General features: G+C 65.2%; 16 protein-coding genes, 2 tRNA genes and 1 pseudogene. 6 read left to right on the forward strand and 13 right to left on the reverse strand.

The genetic code is table 11. The features are described 5' to 3' along the window. Positions 1-116 precede the first annotated feature (116 nt). The gene (locus AC1DW2_RS02130) at positions 117-734 is read left to right on the forward strand and encodes an SEL1-like repeat protein (RefSeq protein WP_439035165.1); all 618 of its coding nucleotides are present in this window, start codon (positions 117-119) and stop codon (positions 732-734) included. Positions 735-830: 96 nt separating this feature from the next. Here AC1DW2_RS02130 and lepB read toward each other — a convergent pair whose 3' ends face one another. From lepB to AC1DW2_RS02155, 5 genes and pseudogenes are all read right to left on the reverse strand, one after another. Further along, positions 831-1,577, reverse strand: coding sequence for a signal peptidase I (gene lepB / locus AC1DW2_RS02135; RefSeq protein ID WP_063982443.1), 747 nt, complete (start codon positions 1,575-1,577; stop codon positions 831-833). Positions 1,578-1,739: 162 nt separating this feature from the next. Next, entirely contained in the window at positions 1,740-2,891 is a 1,152-nt protein-coding gene (locus AC1DW2_RS02140) for a slipin family protein (RefSeq protein WP_477005134.1), read from the reverse strand. A 339-nt stretch (positions 2,892-3,230) separates the two neighbouring features. After that, positions 3,231-3,296, reverse strand: a tRNA-Asn gene (locus AC1DW2_RS02145). Positions 3,297-3,300: 4 nt separating this feature from the next. Next, positions 3,301-3,370, reverse strand: a tRNA-Phe gene (locus AC1DW2_RS02150). Between the two features lie 193 nt (positions 3,371-3,563). Continuing rightward, a pseudogene (locus AC1DW2_RS02155) lies at positions 3,564-4,396 on the reverse strand (LysR family transcriptional regulator). 127 nt (positions 4,397-4,523) lie between these two features. On the opposite strand from AC1DW2_RS02155, the gene AC1DW2_RS02160 reads away from it, so the two are divergent. The 3 genes from AC1DW2_RS02160 (at position 4,524) to AC1DW2_RS02170 (ending at position 7,242) form a co-directional block, all read left to right on the forward strand. After that, a complete protein-coding gene (locus tag AC1DW2_RS02160) occupies positions 4,524-5,117 on the forward strand; it encodes a cysteine hydrolase family protein (RefSeq protein WP_439035168.1) in 594 nt (197 codons plus the stop codon). Positions 5,118-5,129: 12 nt separating this feature from the next. Then, positions 5,130-5,768 carry a glutathione binding-like protein gene (locus tag AC1DW2_RS02165; protein WP_439035169.1) on the forward strand — a complete coding sequence of 213 codons (639 nt, stop codon included), beginning with the start codon at positions 5,130-5,132 and terminating at the stop codon, positions 5,766-5,768. 109 nt (positions 5,769-5,877) lie between these two features. Beyond that, the gene (locus tag AC1DW2_RS02170; RefSeq protein ID WP_439035170.1) at positions 5,878-7,242 is read left to right on the forward strand and encodes a caspase family protein; all 1,365 of its coding nucleotides are present in this window, start codon (positions 5,878-5,880) and stop codon (positions 7,240-7,242) included. 39 nt (positions 7,243-7,281) lie between these two features. Here the strand turns inward: AC1DW2_RS02170 and AC1DW2_RS02175 are convergent, their stop codons facing one another. The 7 genes from AC1DW2_RS02175 to AC1DW2_RS02205 form a co-directional block, all read right to left on the reverse strand. Beyond that, positions 7,282-8,718: an NAD-dependent succinate-semialdehyde dehydrogenase gene (locus tag AC1DW2_RS02175; protein WP_439035171.1), complete on the reverse strand. Its 1,437-nt coding sequence runs from the start codon at positions 8,716-8,718 to the stop codon at positions 7,282-7,284. Positions 8,719-8,730: 12 nt separating this feature from the next. Further along, positions 8,731-9,378 carry an ATP-binding cassette domain-containing protein gene (locus AC1DW2_RS02180; RefSeq protein ID WP_354096197.1) on the reverse strand — a complete coding sequence of 216 codons (648 nt, stop codon included), beginning with the start codon at positions 9,376-9,378 and terminating at the stop codon, positions 8,731-8,733. Further along, positions 9,379-10,080, reverse strand: coding sequence for an ABC transporter ATP-binding protein (locus AC1DW2_RS02185; protein WP_283016965.1), 702 nt, complete (start codon positions 10,078-10,080; stop codon positions 9,379-9,381). It abuts the gene before it with no gap. Beyond that, positions 10,077-10,820, reverse strand: a complete 744-nt coding sequence (locus AC1DW2_RS02190) for an ABC transporter ATP-binding protein (protein WP_028158494.1) — start codon at positions 10,818-10,820, stop codon at positions 10,077-10,079. The genes AC1DW2_RS02185 and AC1DW2_RS02190 overlap by 4 nt, the downstream gene beginning before the upstream one ends. Next, positions 10,817-11,860, reverse strand: coding sequence for a branched-chain amino acid ABC transporter permease (locus AC1DW2_RS02195; protein ID WP_439035173.1), 1,044 nt, complete (start codon positions 11,858-11,860; stop codon positions 10,817-10,819). The genes AC1DW2_RS02190 and AC1DW2_RS02195 overlap by 4 nt, the downstream gene beginning before the upstream one ends. Before the next feature lie 3 nt (positions 11,861-11,863). Further along, a complete protein-coding gene (locus AC1DW2_RS02200) occupies positions 11,864-12,784 on the reverse strand; it encodes a branched-chain amino acid ABC transporter permease (protein WP_014494228.1) in 921 nt (306 codons plus the stop codon). Between the two features lie 103 nt (positions 12,785-12,887). Then, the gene (locus tag AC1DW2_RS02205; protein ID WP_439035174.1) at positions 12,888-14,180 is read right to left on the reverse strand and encodes an ABC transporter substrate-binding protein; all 1,293 of its coding nucleotides are present in this window, start codon (positions 14,178-14,180) and stop codon (positions 12,888-12,890) included. Positions 14,181-14,316: 136 nt separating this feature from the next. On the opposite strand from AC1DW2_RS02205, the gene AC1DW2_RS02210 reads away from it, so the two are divergent. Both AC1DW2_RS02210 and AC1DW2_RS02215 read left to right on the forward strand, forming a co-directional pair. Further along, positions 14,317-15,150 (forward strand): MurR/RpiR family transcriptional regulator, encoded by an 834-nt coding sequence (locus AC1DW2_RS02210; RefSeq protein ID WP_071912511.1) that lies wholly within the window; start codon positions 14,317-14,319, stop codon positions 15,148-15,150. A gap of 22 nt (positions 15,151-15,172) precedes the next feature. Further along, a complete protein-coding gene (locus tag AC1DW2_RS02215; RefSeq protein WP_439035176.1) occupies positions 15,173-15,994 on the forward strand; it encodes an SDR family NAD(P)-dependent oxidoreductase in 822 nt (273 codons plus the stop codon). Positions 15,995-16,054: 60 nt separating this feature from the next. Here the strand turns inward: AC1DW2_RS02215 and AC1DW2_RS02220 are convergent, their stop codons facing one another. Next, on the reverse strand, positions 16,055-17,146 hold the full coding sequence (locus tag AC1DW2_RS02220; protein WP_166342460.1) for a DUF2778 domain-containing protein: 1,092 nt from the start codon (positions 17,144-17,146) through the stop codon (positions 16,055-16,057). Positions 17,147-17,410: the final 264 nt, after the last annotated feature.

Here is a 17,410-nt window from a genome sequence, read left to right on the forward strand (position 1 = left end):
GGGCGGCGCCCCGATGCAACGCCTTGTGGCGACCTGCGAGCGCACCTACAATTCAAAGGTGTATCCTTCGGATCACTAATGCTGCAGGATCCCGTGGAGCCCTGACGAGAATTGCAATGCCGCACCGCAAGATACGTCCGCTGCTGGCAGCCCTTGTCATCATCTCCGCTGCGGGCCTTTCCGCGCCGACGCCCCTAGACGCGGCGGACAACAATGACGCGATTGGGAAGATGGAAGGGACATGGCCGGATTGGCTTCCGCGAGCCGAGCAATGCCCCGCTGACTCCATGCCGGCGAACGCGGGCGCACCTGCTTTTTCGATCGAAGGATGCTCGGCTGCGGCGGAGCAGTGCCTTGATCGCTGTCGGGCGGGCAACGCGAGCGACTGCTACGCAGCCGCACTCGTCGTCCAGCGGATGATCAAGACCGGGCCGCTCTCCGATGCGCTGTTTCTGAGGGCCTGCAAGCTCGGCGTTGCTTCAGGCTGTACGAACGTTGCCGCCAGCATGGAAGACAGCGGCGACTATGCCTGTCCCAATCGGACGTATGAACTGGCATGCGGCCGAGACGATCCCTGGGCATGCACGATGATGGGATTTCACTTGATCAAAGGTATCGGCGTCGAAAAGAACAACGACCGGGCGCGGCGTTTCTTGGCGAAATCCTGCCGCTTTGGCGACACGGACGAAGCCTGCGCAAACGCGAAGGCCTTTCTGAAAGAGATTGGCGACTGAAGGGCTCGGCCCGACGACCTTCGGGAAACGAACCTTGCGGACGAATGAATTCCGGGCTCGGCGCTACGCGCCGCCCCGGAATGACGGCGGCGCCCCTCACCACACCTTCCCCAGCCGCTCCATGTGCGGCTCGCCGTCTTCGTCGAGCGACCAGATGATCCGCGTCACCTTGCCGATGAGATTGTCCATCGGGATGAAACCCATCACTGACATCAGCCGGCTGTCGGACGAGTTGTCGCGGTTGTCGCCGAGCGCGAAGAAATGGCCGGGGGGCACTGTGAAGACGTCCGTGTTGTCGAGATAACCGTTGTCGACGCAGTCGTAGGTTATGTAGGACGCGCCGCTCGGCAGCGTCTCGCGCCAGCGCTTGACCTTCGCGCCATCATCGGTGCCGCAGGCAGAACCCGCGGGCACCTCCTTCAGAGGGACGCGCGTCACGGGGCGATCGTTCAGGATGAGTTGCCCCTTCCGCATCTGGATGCGGTCGCCTGGCAACCCGACCACGCGCTTGACATAGTCGGCCGAAGTCCCCTTCGACGAGCGGAATACGACGACGTCGCCGTGTTCCGGATCGGCGGCCCGGAAGCGGCCCGAGATCCATGACGGCGCGAACGGAAAGGAATAGCGGCCGTAGCCATAGGCATATTTTGCGGCGAAGACGTAGTCGCCGACGACCAGCGTCGGGGTCATCGAGCCGGAAGGAATGTTGAACGGCTGATACAGGAAGAAGCGAAACAGGAACGGCGGCGACCACAGCACCGGGATCAACAGGATCAGGACGACGATCGCTTTCCATTCCCGCGGCCGGGCCGTAGGGCCGATCGTTTGCTGAAGAGTGGTCATTCGCTTGCCATGATCGAGATTGTGGTCGTCACCGTGAGATTACGCAACCTTCGCGCGCGTGCAATACCCACTCATGGTTTGGTCGCACAGGCGCGCGCACGCGTTCATCGCAAGCGTCGACAATGAACATGTGAAGGGCCGCCCGTGGGCGGCCCTTCTGCTTCATGCGCTCTCGGGCGCCTTCAGGCGCACGAGCCGGGTCAGGAGGGCATCGAGGCCCTCGCCGTTGCCGGCGTGGAGGTCGATGCGGCCGACCTTCTCGACCAGCCGCTCCAGCGACTCCAGCTCCTTGAGCCGCAGCAGCAGGGGGTTCTCCTCCATCAGGCGGGCGGTGTTCAGGAGCGAACGCGTCGCCGCGGTCTCCTCCTGCCGGCGGATCAGGTTCGCCTTCGCGACCCGCTCCGCCTCCACCACCTTGTTCACCAGCTCCCGGATCTCGCCGGGCAGGATCACGTCCTTGACGCCGAGCTCGGTTACCTCCACGCCGGACTCTGCGACGCGTGCCCGCACATAGTCGCGCAGCTCTGCATCCAGCGCCGCCTTCGCAGACAGCACCTCGTCCAGCGTCCGGCCCGCCACCGCCTCGCGGATCGCGAACTGCACCAGCCGGTACAGCCACGCATCCACGTCGGCCACGGTCGCAACCGTGCGCTCGGGATCGACGATCCTGCGGAACGCCGTCAGCGTCACCCGCAGCGCGATGCGATCCTTGGTCAGCATCTCCTGCGCAGTGATCTCGACCGCCTGGGGCCGCAGGTCGAGGCGCTTCACCTCGATCTTGCGGCCGACGGTCCAGAAGGCGTGCCGGCCGGGCGCAAGCCGCTCCACGAGCCGGCCCTCGACATAGAGCAGGCCCGCCTCGTGGTTCTCGACCACCGCTTCCATCACGACGGTCGAGCGGTTGCGCTCGATCATGGTCAGGTGCCGCGCGCCAACCCGGGGATCGGCGGACACATCGATGCGCTCGACATCGATGCGGGTCGCGACCTTCCAGTAGACGCGCACCTGCCAGGGCGTCATCAGATGCACGGGCCGGCCGTCGAGGCTGACGATGGCGATCTCGTCCGCCTTGGTCTCGATCGCCTCGAACAGCTCAGCGGCCAGATCAGGCCGCGCGGCCTTCAGCACCGCGTAGCGATCCGCGGGGAATTCGCTGCGCACCACGTCGAGCACCTCGGCCTTCAGCTCGTGCAGGGGATCGAACAGCCGGTGCTTGCCGGGCGCGAGCACGCGCACGAGCTGTCCGTTGCGCGTGAGCAACGCACACTCGCCATCCTTCACCGTCACGTTCAGCATCAGCAAATGCCAGGTCATGGCACGCCTCCATCATGTTGCCTCCGGCCGCACGCGGCCGGATAGCAGGTTTCGTTTGCAAAGGACGTGAGGACGCGGACGACGCTTCCCTAGAGATCGGCGGGCCGGGGCTTGAGCTTGCACGATGACGGGCGCGCGCGCGCGATCGCTCGACGCGTGTCGAGCGGTCATGCGGAGCCACCCGGCATCAGCGCAAGCGGTATCGACCCGCGGCGCAAAGCCGGTCTCACAGTGTCTAGGTTCGGACGGAATGCCTTTCGGCAAAACGGCCGGACTGCGACTGAAGCGCGCGTCCGGTCCTCGTCAGAGGTATCAGCTTTTCAGGCTGAAACGGAGCGCTGGAGCGGGATTCGAACCCGCGACAGGATGAGTAACAGTCATCTGCTCTACCAAACTGAGCTATCCTTTGTGCAAGAGACCGGAATCGAACCGATGCCTTCGGGTGTTCAGCCCGACGCTCTCCATGAGCTACGTCCTGCGTTTGCCCTTCATTCGGCGGAACACGAAACCGCAGAGCGGCCCGCGCCAGTCGGGATCTCAGAGAGCCCGAACCCATGGCCTAGCGAAGGAGGGCGCTAATAGACGAAGCACGTTCGGGTTGCAAGGGGGAAAGCCAAGATTTTTCGTCACGCACTCCGCACTGTGACGCGATGATCACAATGCGATGTGACGTCAACCGCGCGACGTTTCCTGAAAACTCGCCCTCACCCAGTCGATCGTGACACGCGTCGCGGGATCGCGCTTGAGATGGTTTTGCACCAGCAGCCAGGCGTCGCGCCGCTTCGGCAGCAGCGTGGCGCGCAGGCGGCGATCGCCGAGCAAGTCCGCGCAAACATACTCCGGCAACACGCCGGCGGCCCGATGCGCGCGGATCAGTTACGGATGACGCGAACGTTGTCGGTGACGCAGCGCGCATGGGCTTGCTTCATGCGCAGGAATTGCATCTCGGGAATGGCACCGAGTTCATCCGGATAGGCGCACAGCACCGGTTCGCCCTCGGTCGCAACAGGCTCGAAATAATAAATGCGGATCTCGCCGAGCCTGGAGATCGCGAAATCACCCTTGTCGGGTTTGCGCAGTCGGATGGCGAGATCGGCCTCCCAGCGCGAGAACTTGACGTTCTCGCTCGAGGTGAGGAATTGCAGCGTCAGGCCGGGATTGGCGCGCAGGAAGTCGCTCGCGCGCGGCGACAGCACCTCCTCGGCGAACGTGTTGGTGGAGGCGATGCGCAGGCGGCCCACCGGACCTGCCAGGCTCGCGCCAACGCGACCGATCTCGGCGGCATGTGCGGCCATCGCCTCGACATGCGCCAGCACCGCCTCGCAACTCCGCGTCGGCCGGCGGACGCCGTCCGCGGCCTCGAACAGACGCAAACCGAGCGCACGCTCGATGCGCGAGAGCCTGCGCCCGACCGTCGTCTCGTCGATGCGCAGCCGCGCGCTGGCGCCCGCGTAGGTGCCCTCGTCCCTGACGGCGGCGATGATACGCAGATCGTCCCAGTTCATTGCGTCAGGCTATACCGGCCGGGAGCAGCCTGCAATATCGCAGCCACCCGCTGCAATATCCCTGCATATCGGCAGGCATTCCCGGGGCTATGTTTGTGCAGCCTTTTGCCCCGGAGATTTCCAGACCATGACGACCGCAAAGACCCTGCTGCAGCTCGCCGGTGCCGATCTGAACCCGCCGCGTCTTGGCGACGCCGCGCTGGTGCTGATCGATATCCAGAACGAATATCTCGCAGGTCCCCTCGCTCTGCCCGACGCCCGGCCCGCGATCGCGCGGGCGGCTACGCTCCTGGCACGGGCACGCGAGAGCGGAGCCGCGATCATCCATATCGCCCATCGCGGCAAGGCCGGCAGCCTGTTCGATCGCGGCGCCGACCGCGGTGCCATCGTCGCCGAGCTGAGCCCCCGTGCCGGCGAGCTGGTGATCGAGAAGGAGTTGCCCAATGCATTTGCCGGCACTGATCTGCAGGCGCGCCTTGCCGCAACCGACAGGAAGAACATCGTACTGGCCGGCTTCATGACGCATATGTGCGTCAGCTCCACCGCCCGTGCCGCGCTCGACCTCGGCTTTCGCACGACTGTTGACGCCGATGCCTGCGCCACGCGCGACCTGCCCGACGGCCGCGGCGGCACGCTGGACGCCCGAACCATCCACGAGGTTGCGCTCGCCGAGCTGTCCGACCGCTTCGCGATCATCGCGCGCGGCGATGCGCTGAAATAACGGAGCAACCCGATGCTGCAGCTCTATTTCTCGCCGATGGCCTGCTCGCTTGCGAGCCGCATCGCGCTGATGGAAGCCGGCCTCGACGCGCGCTATCATCTGGTGCATCTCCGGACCAAGACGGTCGCGGACGACGACGGCGATTTCCGCGGCGTGTCGCCAAAGGGCGCGGTGCCGGTCCTGGTGCTGGAGAACGGCGAACGGCTGACCGAAAGCGCGGCGGTGCTGCAATACATCGCCGATGCGAAGCCGGAGGCGGGCCTTGCGCCCCGGCTCGGCGATCCCGACCGCTACCGCCTGCAGGAATGGCTGAGCTTCATCGGCACCGAGATCCACAAGGCATTCCTGTTTCCGACCTTCTGGTACAAGGACGACAGCTCGCTCGCCAAGCCGCGTGCAAGGATCACGCAGACATTGGCGGTGCCATCGGCGCATCTCGCGGACCGCGAATTCCTCGTCGGCAACGGCTTCACCGTCGCGGATGCCCACCTCACCTGGGCCTTGCTGCTGCTCCGTCCCGCGGGCGTCGACATCGCGCAATGGCCAAGCCTGTCGGCCTATCTCGCGCGCATGCAGGCGCGGCCCAGCGTGCGGGACGCGATTGCGACCGAGATGGAGCTACGCAAGACGGTGGCGGCAAACCCGGCGTGACAGGATGTCACGGTCGCCAAATCTGACCGGTCCACAGCGAGGGCATTGATACCGACACGACATGCGCTAATCTGGGGGATATTTTTCGATATTTCCCTGGAAGGCATTCATGCGTGCTCCTTCTGGAATTTTGCGTCCGTTTTTCCTGACCCTCCTCGCCCTCTGGCTGAGCCTTGGGCTGAGCCTTGGCCCCGCATCGGCGGACACGCGGGTCGCGCTGGTGATTGGCAACGGCGCTTACCTCTCTACGGCGCAGCTACCCAACCCGTCGCACGATGCCGAAGACGTCGCAGCCTCGCTCAAGCGCAGCGGTTTCGAGGTGTTCCAGGGTATCGACCTGCGCCAGGCCGACATGCAGGACCTGACCATCCGGTTCGCGCGCGCCGCGAGCCGTGCCGACGTCGCGATGTTCTACTACAGCGGCCATGCGATGCAGTACAACGGCGTGAACTATCTGATGCCCGTCGACGCCGTGCTGACGGATGAGGCGGACCTGAAACGCTTCGTACGTGTCGACGACATCGTGAACGATTTGCAGCAGGCCAAGAATTTGCGCATCCTCGTGCTTGATTCCTGCCGCGACAATCCGCTGGCCGAAACCTTGAAGCGCTCTGCAGGCTCGACGCGCGCCGCCTCGATCGGACGAGGCCTGTCGAAGGTCGAGGCACCGCGCGGCACGATCGTGTCGTTCTCGACACAATCAGGGCAGGTCGCCGCCGATGGCGTCGGCCGCAACAGCCCCTACACGACTGCGTTCCTGAAGCACATCGAGGAGCCGCAGGAAATCGGCGACGTCTTTCGCGACATCAGCAGCGACGTCTATGACTCCAGCGGCAAGACCCAGCTGCCGGAGCTCTCGCTGTCGATCATCGGCAAGTTCTATCTGAACGGGCCTGTGTCGGTCACGGTCGCGCCGGCGGCCCCCCAAGCTGCACCGAAGGCCGATCCCTGCGCGGCCGCCGAGGCGCACTGGAAGGCTGCTGAGGGCATCGGCACGCTGGGTGCCTTTGAGGATCATCTCGCGAGATTCCCGAACTGCATCTTCGCCACCCTCGCCAAGGGACGCATTGAGGGCCTGAAGCAGAAAGTGGCGCTGGCGCCTTCCGGCAACGCCAGAACCACGGGAAGCAAGGATTTCGACGGCAGCTGGGACGTGACGTTGAACTGCCCGGCTTCCGGCAAGGCGCAGGGCTTCACCAGGCCCCTGGTCGCCACCGTGACCAATGGCGTGTTTCACGCCGAGGTGCAGGGTCCGGGCGGTGTCAATCGGCTGGAGATCGACGGCCAGATCCCCGCGGACGGCAAGACGACCTTGAGCGCACGTGGCACGACCGGGGCGAGCACCTACACACTCAATAACCTCGCACCCGGCTCTCCTTATGCCTTCACGGTCGACGCGCAGTTCGATCGCACCCGCGGCAGCGGCAAGCGCAACGAGGCGCGTGCCTGCAACCTGGTTTTCGTCAAGCGCTAAGCCGCGCGATGATCGCGCGGCCTCGCGTGCAACGCCCGCTCACACGCCCGTCTGGCTGATGAACTTGGTGTTGAAGTAGCCATCCATCGCCTCGGTGCCGCCTTCCGAGCCGTAGCCGGAATCCTTGATGCCGCCGAACGGCACTTCGGGCAGTGCCAGACCAAAGCTGTTGATCGACATCATGCCGGCCTCGACCGCCGCGCCGATCGCAGCCGCCGTCTTGGCCGAGCTGGTGAAGGCGTAAGAGGCAAGGCCAAAGGGCAGCCGATTGGCCTCCTCGACCACGTCGTCGAATGACGAGAAGCGGGAGATCAGGGCGAGCGGGCCGAACGGCTCCTCGTTCATCGCGCGCGCATCCTTCGGCACATCGCTCACCACGGTCGGCTCGAAGAAATGGCCCTTGTTGCCGACACGCTTGCCGCCGGTCTCGAGCCTGGCGCCCTTGCCGACGGCATCCTGCACCATGCCTTCGATGGCGGTGACGCGGCGCGGATTGGCGAGCGAGCCCATTTTGGACTCGGGATCGAGGCCATTGCCGACCTTGAACGCCTTGGCGCTGTCGACGAATTTGTCGACGAATTCGCGGAACACATCGTCCTGCACCAGCATCCGCGTCGGCGAGATGCAGACCTGGCCGGCGTTGCGATATTTCGCCGCCGCCAGGATCTTCGCGGCCGACGCGACGTCGGCATCCCCAAAGACGATCGCCGGCGCATGGCCGCCGAGCTCCATGGTGGCGCGCTTCATGTGCAGGCCCGCAAGCGCATTGAGCTGCTTGCCAACATGGGTCGAGCCCGTGAAGGAGATTTTCCGGATCACCGGATGCGGGATCAGATATTCGGAGATCTCCGACGGCACGCCGTAGACGAGGTTGATGACGCCGTCGGGCACGCCCGCGTCCGCAAACGCGCGGATCAACTGCGCGGGCGAAGCTGGTGTCTCCTCCGGCGCCTTGACGATGATCGAGCAACCGGCAGCGAGCGCCGCGGAAAGCTTGCGCACGACCTGGTTGATCGGGAAATTCCACGGCGTGAACGCGGCGACCGGGCCGACCGGCTCCTTCATCGCGATCTGGTAGATGCCGGGGCCGCGCGCGGGGATCAATCGGCCATAGGCGCGCTTGGCCTCCTCCGCGAACCACTCGATCACGTCAGCGGCGGCCATCGCCTCCATCCTGGCCTCGCCCAGCGTCTTGCCCTGCTCCATCGTCAGCAGCGGCGCGATTTCGTCATTGCGCTCGCGCATGATCGCGGCGGCCTTGCGCATGATCCGGCAGCGCTCGAAGGGGGCAACGTTACGCCAGACCTTGAAGCCGGCGGAAGCGGCGACGAGCGCCTCGTCGAGATCGGATTGGCCAGCATGCGCGACGGTGCCGATCACCTCCTCGGTCGCGGGATTGCGCACCTCGATCGCTTTGCCCGAATGGGCCGGGCGCCATTTGCCGGCAATGAAAAGCTGCGTGTTCGAATAGGCCAACGGAATCTCCTTTTAGGTCGAGCTGTGACAGATCGCGTCCGCGGCGCGCGTCATCTCCGGTCCGAGATAGACGCGGAAGCGCGGCTCGGCGGCGAGCGTGCGGAAGTCCGCCATCCGCGTCACCCCGCCGCCGGCGACGAACAGGAATTGCCCGGCGATCTCGGCGAGGATGTCGAGGTGCCAGCTAGCTGTCGGATGCATGCAGAGCACGACCAGCCTGCCCTCGTCGCGCAGCTTGCGGAAGAAATCGAGCATGAAGCCGATATAGCCGTCCTGCAGGTTGAACTGCGGTTCGTCGAACAAGTGAACCAGCGGCGTTTTTGTCGGCGACGGCGCCAGCAAGGCGGACGGAACGCGCTTGCGAAACCGCCTGACCTGATAGGACTGGTGATAGTGGATCGCGAGCCGGTCGCGCTCGCGGTATTTGACACCGTGGATATCGGTGCCCGCGACCAGCACGCGGCCCGAGGTCGGCACGTTGGAACCGGTCATCATCTCGAACAAGGTCGTCTTGCCGGCGCCGTTCGGCCCGACCACGCCGACGATACCCGGCTCCTCCAGCGACAGGTTTGCCTGAAGCGTGAACGTCGGACGGCGGATGACGCGGCCCCTTGTGTAGACCTTGCGAACGTCATCGAGAACGAGCAGCGGTGCGGCCACCTATTGTACTCCCAGCAAGCGCTGACGAAGGGCGCGATCATCACGCAAGGTCGCGGCCTCACCGGTCCAGACGATCCTGCCACGGTCGATCACCGCGGCGTGGTCTGCGACCGAGAGCGCGATCTCCGCATTCTGTTCCACGACCAGCGAGGCGATCCCCTCCTCTTTCATGCGCAAAATGGTCGCGAGCACGTCGCCGACGATCTTTGGCGCAAGACCCTGGCTCGGCTCGTCGAACAGGACCAGTCCCGGCGAGCCGACCAGCGCGCGCGCAATGGCAACCATCTGCATCTCGCCACCCGACAGGTTCTCGCAGTCGCGCTCCATGAGATATTCGAGCGGCGAGAAGATCGCGGCGGCCTCCTTGACGCTCCAATTGCGAAAGCGCGTGCGCTTCTGCGCGATGGTGAGGTTGCGCGCCACCGACAAGGTCGGGCACAGCCGCCGGTCGTCGGGCACCCAGCCGATGCCGGCGCGCGCGATCTCGTGGGTCGGATCGCGCGTCACGTCATGCCCGTCGAAGCGAACCGCGCCGCGGCGCGGGCGGGTCAGCCCGAGAATCGAACGGAGCATGGTGGTCTTGCCGGCGCCGTTCGGCCCGAGCAGTGCAAACACCTTGGCGTGCTCGATAGCGAGCGAGGCGCCGAACAGCGCCTGGGTCTCGCCGTAGAAGGTATCGACCCCATCCACTTCGAGGATCATGCGAATTTCCCGAGATTGGAGCGACGCACCCATTCGTTCTGCTGCAGCTCGTGCGGCGTGCCGCGCGCCACCACCTGGCCCCAATGGATGACCGAGATGCGATCGGCGAGCGAGAACAGGAACTCCATGTCGTGCTCGATGGCGACGATGGTCAGCCGGCCCTTCAGGCGCGCCACCAGAGCGGCCAGCCGCTGCACGCCGTCGGAGCCGAGGCCGGAGGTCGGCTCGTCCAGGCACAGCACGCGCGGGGCCTGCGCCAGCGCGACCGCGATCTCGAGTGCGCGGCGGTCGCCATAGGACAGGTCCTTGGCACGGACATCGCCCTTGTCGGCAAGCCCGACCGCGGCGAGCGCTTCGGATGCCTGCTCGGCAAACCTGCGATCTCCAGCCGCCGCCCGCGCGATATCGAGGCCACGGGCGCGAAACGCGGGCAAGCCCATCATGACGTTGTCGCGGGCGGAGAATTCGTCGAACAGGGTCATGATCTGAAACGAGCGGGCGATGCCCTTGGCGGCGATGCGGTGCGGGCTCAATCCCGTGACGTCCTCGCCGCCGAGCAGGACTCGGCCGCGGCTCGGTTTCACCCTGCCGGTGAGGACGTTGAAGAAGGTGGTCTTGCCCGCGCCGTTGGGACCCATCACGCCGTGAAACTCGCCCTCGGCAACCGCGAGATCGACGCTTTCCAGCACGACGCGATCGCCGAAGCGAACGTGCACACCTGCGGCCTCGATCATGCTCATCGCCCGCCCCCGACCAGCAGTCGCATCGCGGAGGTGCCGCGCCGCCGCAGCGCGTTGAGTGAGTACCGCTGCGCGGCGGCCGAGAGCGCGCCGGCGATGCCCTCGGGGCGGAACAGCACGATCGCAATGAACAGCAGACCGAAATAGAGCATCCAGGCATTGGTCAGCGCGCCGATCACGTCGCGCGCGGTGAGGAAGAGAAACACGCCGATCACCGGCCCCCAGAAACTGACGAGCCCGCCACCGACCAGCGTCATCATCACGACGTAGCCGGATTGATGCAGGCTCATGACGTCAGGGAATGCGGCGAGCTGCGCCATCGCGAACAGTCCGCCGGCAAAGCCGGACACGGCCGCCGACAGCGCAAACACCGACGCCTTGTAGAGCCACACGTTATAGCCGAGATGGGCGGCGCGAACCTCGCTCTGCCTGATCGCAGCGACCACGCGGCCATAGGGCGAGTGCACCAGCCGCCACAATACGGCAGTACCGACCGCGAAGACCGCGAGCACGAAATAGTAGAACGCGACATTGTCGGTGAGATCGAACGACACCAGCCCGAAATCGGCCGGCAGCCGTTTAATCTTGAGAAGCCCATCCTCACCGCCGGTGATCCGGTGCGACTTGATCGCCAGCGTCCAGAAGATCTGGCCGAAGGCGATGGTCATGAAGGCATAATAGATGCCGCGCCGGTGCGAGATGAACAGCGCCACCAGCACGCCGGCAAGCCCCGCGACCGCGGCCGCGGCCGCGAGACAGATCCAGAGATTGGCGACAATGTCGAACTGGCAGAGCCCGAACGCATAGGCGCCGATGCCGAAATAGGCGCCATGTCCGAACGAGGGAAGTCCGGCCGTGCCCAGCACCAGGTTGAACGCAAGCGCATAGAGCGACCAGATCAGGATCTCGATCCCGAGATAGGGATAGAGCCCGATCCGCGTGATCCAGAGCGGCACGGTTGCGAGCACGAGCCAGAGCACCAGCATCGTCGGCGTGACGAGGCGCGCAGCGTCGGATGACGATTTTGATCCCACAATCATTCCCTAGGCCTCGAGCACGCTTTTCTTGCCCCACAAACCGCGCGCACGGAACGTCACGACGGCGACCAGCAGGATGTACATCGACAACAGCGACCATTCGGACGCGTAAGCGCCGGCAAGGCCGACACAGAGTCCGACCAGCAGCCCCGCCACGACCGCGCCCCAAAAGCTGCCGACGCCGCCGAGCACGATCACCAGGAACGCGGGGATGACGGCATCGACGCCCATATGCGGACGGATGCCCCAGATCGGCGCAACGATAATGCCCGCGATCGCGGCCAGCATCGTGCCGAACACGAAGACCAGCAGCCGCAAGCGCGACAGGTTGATGCCAAGCGCGCGGACGATCTCGCTGTCATGGGCGCCGGCCTTGACGGTTGCGCCGAACGAGGTCTTTTCGATCAACAGCCAGACCAGGCCGATGATCCCGGCCGCGATCCCCGCCGCGTAGAAGCGATAGGTTGACCAGATCAGGTCGCCGAACAGGAAGCCGCCATTGATGGCGGACGGCACTTGCAGCACATAGTCGCGCGTGCCCCAGACCAGGCGGATCAGCTCCTCGATCACCATCGCGGCGCCGAAGGTCAGGAGCAGTCCGTACAGCGGATCCTTGCCGTAGGTCCGCCGCATGCAGAGCTCGATCAGCATGCCGACGAGGCTCACGATCACGGGCGCGATCACGAGCGTCGCGGCATAGCGCCAGCCCAGCGGCAGCGCGAGCCACGCTTTCGCAAGATCGGCCGGCAATGGCGGGCGCGGTCCGGTGAGCTGCATGGCGACATAGGCCCCGAGCGCGAACAGGGACCCATGCGCAAGGTTGATCTGCTCCATCAGCCCGACAATGAGCATGAAGCCGAGCGCGATCAGCGCGAACAACAGGCCGAGCGTCAGGCCGTTCAGGAGATGCGGAAGAAGGTCGAACAAGGTTTTGACTCTCGCAACTGGCATTGCTCCCCCAAGCCCTCGAAGGCCCGGGCTGCGGCGCGCGACATGCGCGCCGCTCATTCCACGACGCGACGCACCGTCTCTAGGAGTCGACGGTCGGCACCTGTTCGTAGGGCGTGAGCTTGCACTTGCCGGGAGCAGCGTCATCGGCGGCCGATTTGGGCTCCGTCCAACTGATGATCTCGAACAGATCGGTGTTGTCGGCCGGCTTGGCGTTGCGCCGCGCCAGATAGATCGTCTGCTGCATCTGATGCGTCATGGGATCCATGTAGGCGTCGAAATGCTGCATGCGGTCGGTCGCCGAGACTTTCAGGTTCTCGAGCTCCTTGATGATCTTGACGTTGTTGGTCGACCCTGCCCGCTCGATCGCACGCAGCAATTCGCGCGTGCTCATATAGCCGTTGTAGGAGACGTTGCCCGGCACCGGGATCGGGCCGTCCTTGTTGGCGGCCTGCCATTTCCTGACGAAGTCGGCGACGCCGGGCAGCTGCAGCTTGTGATACCAGGTCGTGCCGAACACGCCGAACAGGCTGTCGGGCGCGCCCCAGACATCGGGCCAGTCCTGCTGGTTGTTGATCCAGGCGGGCTTGCCGTCGAGCTTGAGTTGCGCCACCTGCTCGCGTAGCGCCTTGATGTCGTCACCGCCGATCGCAGTCGCGACCACGTCGGGCTTTGCTTGTTGGATCTTCAGGAGGTAGGCGGTGAAGTCGCGGGTGTTCTGAGGCACCAGCAAATTGTCGATGATCTTGCCGCCGGCAGCCTCGACCTGCGCCTTGGTCGCGGCGGACGTCGTGTGACCCCAGACGTAGTCATTGGTCAGCAGCATCCAGTTCTTGCCGATGGAATCGACCGCGTTCTTGACCGACGCCTTGGAGAAATTGGTGCCGTTGCCGTCCCAGACGAATTTCACGCGCGAGCAATTCTCCCCGGCCTCGCTCGGCGCGGAGGAATTGGTGTTCATGTAGATCACACCGTATTTGCTGGCGACCTGGGTGATCGCGTTGGCGACGCCGGAATGCAGCGCGCCGATCAGGATGGTGCAGTCCTCGCGGGTGATGAACCGCTCGGCGACGCGGCTGCCTGTCGCCGGCGTCGTCTCGGTGTCCGCGGTGATGAACGAGACCTGGCGGCCGAGCACGCCGCCTTTGGCGTTGACCTCGTCGATCGCCATCTTGATGCCGCGGAAATCATCCTGGCCGCTGTTGCCGTATTGGCCGCTGGCGTCGCAGGTCAGGCCGAGCTTGATCGGCTTCGCGCCTTGCGCCCACGCGTGATTCTCTTTCCACGGCCCGAAGAAGCTGCCGGTGCCGCCGATGACGCTGGCCATCAAGCTGCCCTTCAGAACGCTTCGCCGTGAGATCTGACGCCCTCTCATCGTTTCCTCCCGTTTTCGAAGTCTTTTGCTTTTTTGTGCAATTAGAATATTCATTCCATTTATTATGTAAAGTGGAATATTTGATCCAAACGGTGAAATGCCGTTAAACAGGCGACCGATCTGGAGACCCGAGACGATGAACAAGGCACAAGGCGCGATGAGCTACGACGAGCTGCGCGGCGCCATTGCGCAGCGGCACCGGGCGCTGTCCGGCCGGCTGCAACAGATCGCGGAGTTTGTGCTCGATCACCCGACCGATGTCGCGCTCGGCACCGTGGCCGAGGTGGCGCAGCGCTCGGGCGTGCCGCCCTCGGCGATCGTTCGCTTCGCCCATGCGCTCGGCTTCGGCGGCTTCACCGAGATGCAGCAGGTATTCCGCTCACGCCTCGTTGCCGGCGTCGCGCCAAGCTACAAGGCGCGGCTCGCCCGCATGAAGAGCGAGGAAAAATCGGTGCTCGGCCGCCAGCCGGCCGCGGTGCTGTCCCGCTTCGTCTCGGAGGCGCAATCGTCGCTGGTGACGCTGAGCCAGTCCGTGCATGCGCGCGAGCTCGACGCGGCAACTGCGATCCTTGCGAAAGCGCGCGACATCTATCTGCTCGGCCTCGGCGGCTCGTTTCCGGTTGCGACCCACCTCGCCTACGTGCTGCGCAAGCTCGGACGCCGCGTCGTCCTGCTCGACGGCACGGGCGGCAGCATCCACGAGCAGTCGCATGCCGCAACCACGGAGGACGCGCTGGTCGCGATCAGCTTCCGGAACTACTATCCGGATACGGCGCGGCTATTTCCCGAACTCGTTGCGCGAGGCGTGCCCACGATTTCCATCACCGACAGCCTCTTGAGCCCGATCGTCGAAGGCGCGAGCGTCGTGTTCGAGATCCAGGACATGCCCGAGCCGGCGCTGCGCACGCTGGTCGCACCGATGTGCCTCGTGCAGGCGATGGCGATCGGGCTCGATCTCGCGGCGGACTGACGTTTCATAACAGGAGAAGATCATGGCTGCACATGACGGGAAAGTATTGTCAGGACACGTGGCGCTGGTGACCGGCGCGGGACGCGGGCTCGGCCGTGCCTTTGCAGAGAAGCTCGCCGCGCTCGGCGCCGACGTCGCCATCCACGGCATGCGCGAGAACGGACCGGCGGAATATGGCGAGGGCACCACCCTCACCGCGGTGGCCGCAGAGATCGGCCAGCAATTCGGCGTCCGCAGCCAGCGCGTGCTCGGCGACCTCACAAGGGGCGAGGACATCGCGCGCGTGATCGCCGAGACGGAGGCCGCGCTCGGCCCGATCGACATCCTCGTGCACAATGCCGGCGGCGACATCGCAGCCGCCGGTGGCAAGCCCGACCCGAACGACGCGGTGAACATCAAGGAGGCCGATGTGCGCGCGGTGCTGGAGCGCAATCTGCTCTCGACCATCCTGACCTGCCAGGCGGTCGCGAAGGGCATGATGGAGCGGCGCCGCGGCCGCATCGTCACGCTCGGCTCGGTCGCCGCGTTCAAGGGGCGCACCCAGGGCTCGATCTATGCGGTGTCGAAGGCTGGCGTGACCCACTACACGCGATGCCTGGCCGACCAGCTCCGCGCCTACGACATCGCCGTCAACTGCATCGCGCCCGGCGATACCCGCACCGGCCGTTTCCTCGGCACGCGCGCGGTGGACCCCGACAGGATGGTCGAGACCGGCACGCTCGACCGCATCGCGACCGTCGACGAGGTCGCCCGCGTCGTCGAGTTCTTTGCAGGCCCCATGGGCGCCTTCGTCTCGGGCCAGGTGCTCAGGATCGACGGCGGCGGACAATGCTGGCCAGGCTAAATCAGAAAAGAAAAGGGCCGCTGCAAGCGGCCCTTTGAGATCATCGCGAATTGACTGAGATTACTCGACCCGCGCCAGCACCGCGAGCTTGCGGATGCCCTTGTTGCGGTAGGCGTCGAGGAACGCGTAATAGTCCTTGAACGACACACAGCCGTTGGAATCGCCGTTCGGCCCGAGCATGAAGGTGTGGGCGAGCAGGCCGTCGCGGCCGTAGATCGCGCTCTCGCCGCCGATCGGGGTCAGGCGCAGCGCCGGCACGCCATGGAACAACGCTTCGCGCGGCTTCAGCGTGTAGATGTGCGGCGGCGTCACGCCGCGCATGCGGACGCGCGAGGAGCGCGGATCGTCGAGATTGGAGCCGAGGCCGGAATGCGCCTCGAGCTTGGTGCCGTCGGGCAGGTAAACCATCTTGGCGGTGATGTCGTAGACCGCCGTGTCGCGCTCATAGGGCGCCGAACCGCCGAGCATGGGGTTCTGCTCCCTCGGCGCGATGGACGCGGTCACGCTGGCGTCGGCCGAGGCATAGGCCAGCAGCCCGCCGGACGGCTCGCGCTTGCCCCATAGCTTCTCGACCATCGACTGGCGCGGACCGGTGATCGACATCACCGCGGCCTTGGCGCGATCGGCAAACGATTTCGGCTTCGCCTCGGGCGCCGGCACGATCTCGGCCGGATCGGCCGAAGCCAGTTGCATCTGCGCATCCGGCGCGCGCTTGGCCTTGTCCGCAGTTTTGTCGGCAATCTTGGCCGGTGCTGCCGGTTTCAGCGCGTCCGCGACCTTCGCGATCACGCTCTGCTTGGGGGCGTCCTTCGACGCTTCCTTGGCGACGGCGACCTGGGTTGCGGGCGCGGCGCTCGCATTCGACGCCACGCCCTGGGTCGCGGCCGCGGCAAAGCGCTCGTTGAACATCTCGCGCGAGATCGGGGCTGCGACCTGGAGCCGGTCGGGCAGCAGCGCAAAGGTGTCCCTGATGGCCTCGCCGGCCTCACGCAGCGCCACCCTGGGCGCGCGCTTGATCACGGGCTCGTCGTAGCCAATGCTGCCGACGGTCGGATAGACGCTGGCGCCGAGGACGTTGCTGTAGATGGTCCAGCCGGCGCCCATCACGACGCAGCCGATCGCCGCGGCGCCCAGCCAATTGGTGGTGGTCATTTTCCGGGAAGGCTTCCGAAGAGAATTCTTGGACTTCCGTGCCGCGTTACTCTGCGCAGCGATACTCGTACTCATTCGCCTTGCGTCCAGGACGGTGTCACTCAGTCCCCCTTCGAAGTGCCGCTGGTCACGATCCGGGAACAGCATCTCGCAGGAGGGCGGAGCGTCATTAAGGCGACTTTTAGTTAAATGCAGATTAAGTTCGGGCAGATGTGAGGCACCGCGTTAACGCTGTCCCATTTCGAGAAAAAAGTCCGCAGAACT

It is taken from the genome of Bradyrhizobium sp. P3_C3, from assembly GCF_056402655.1.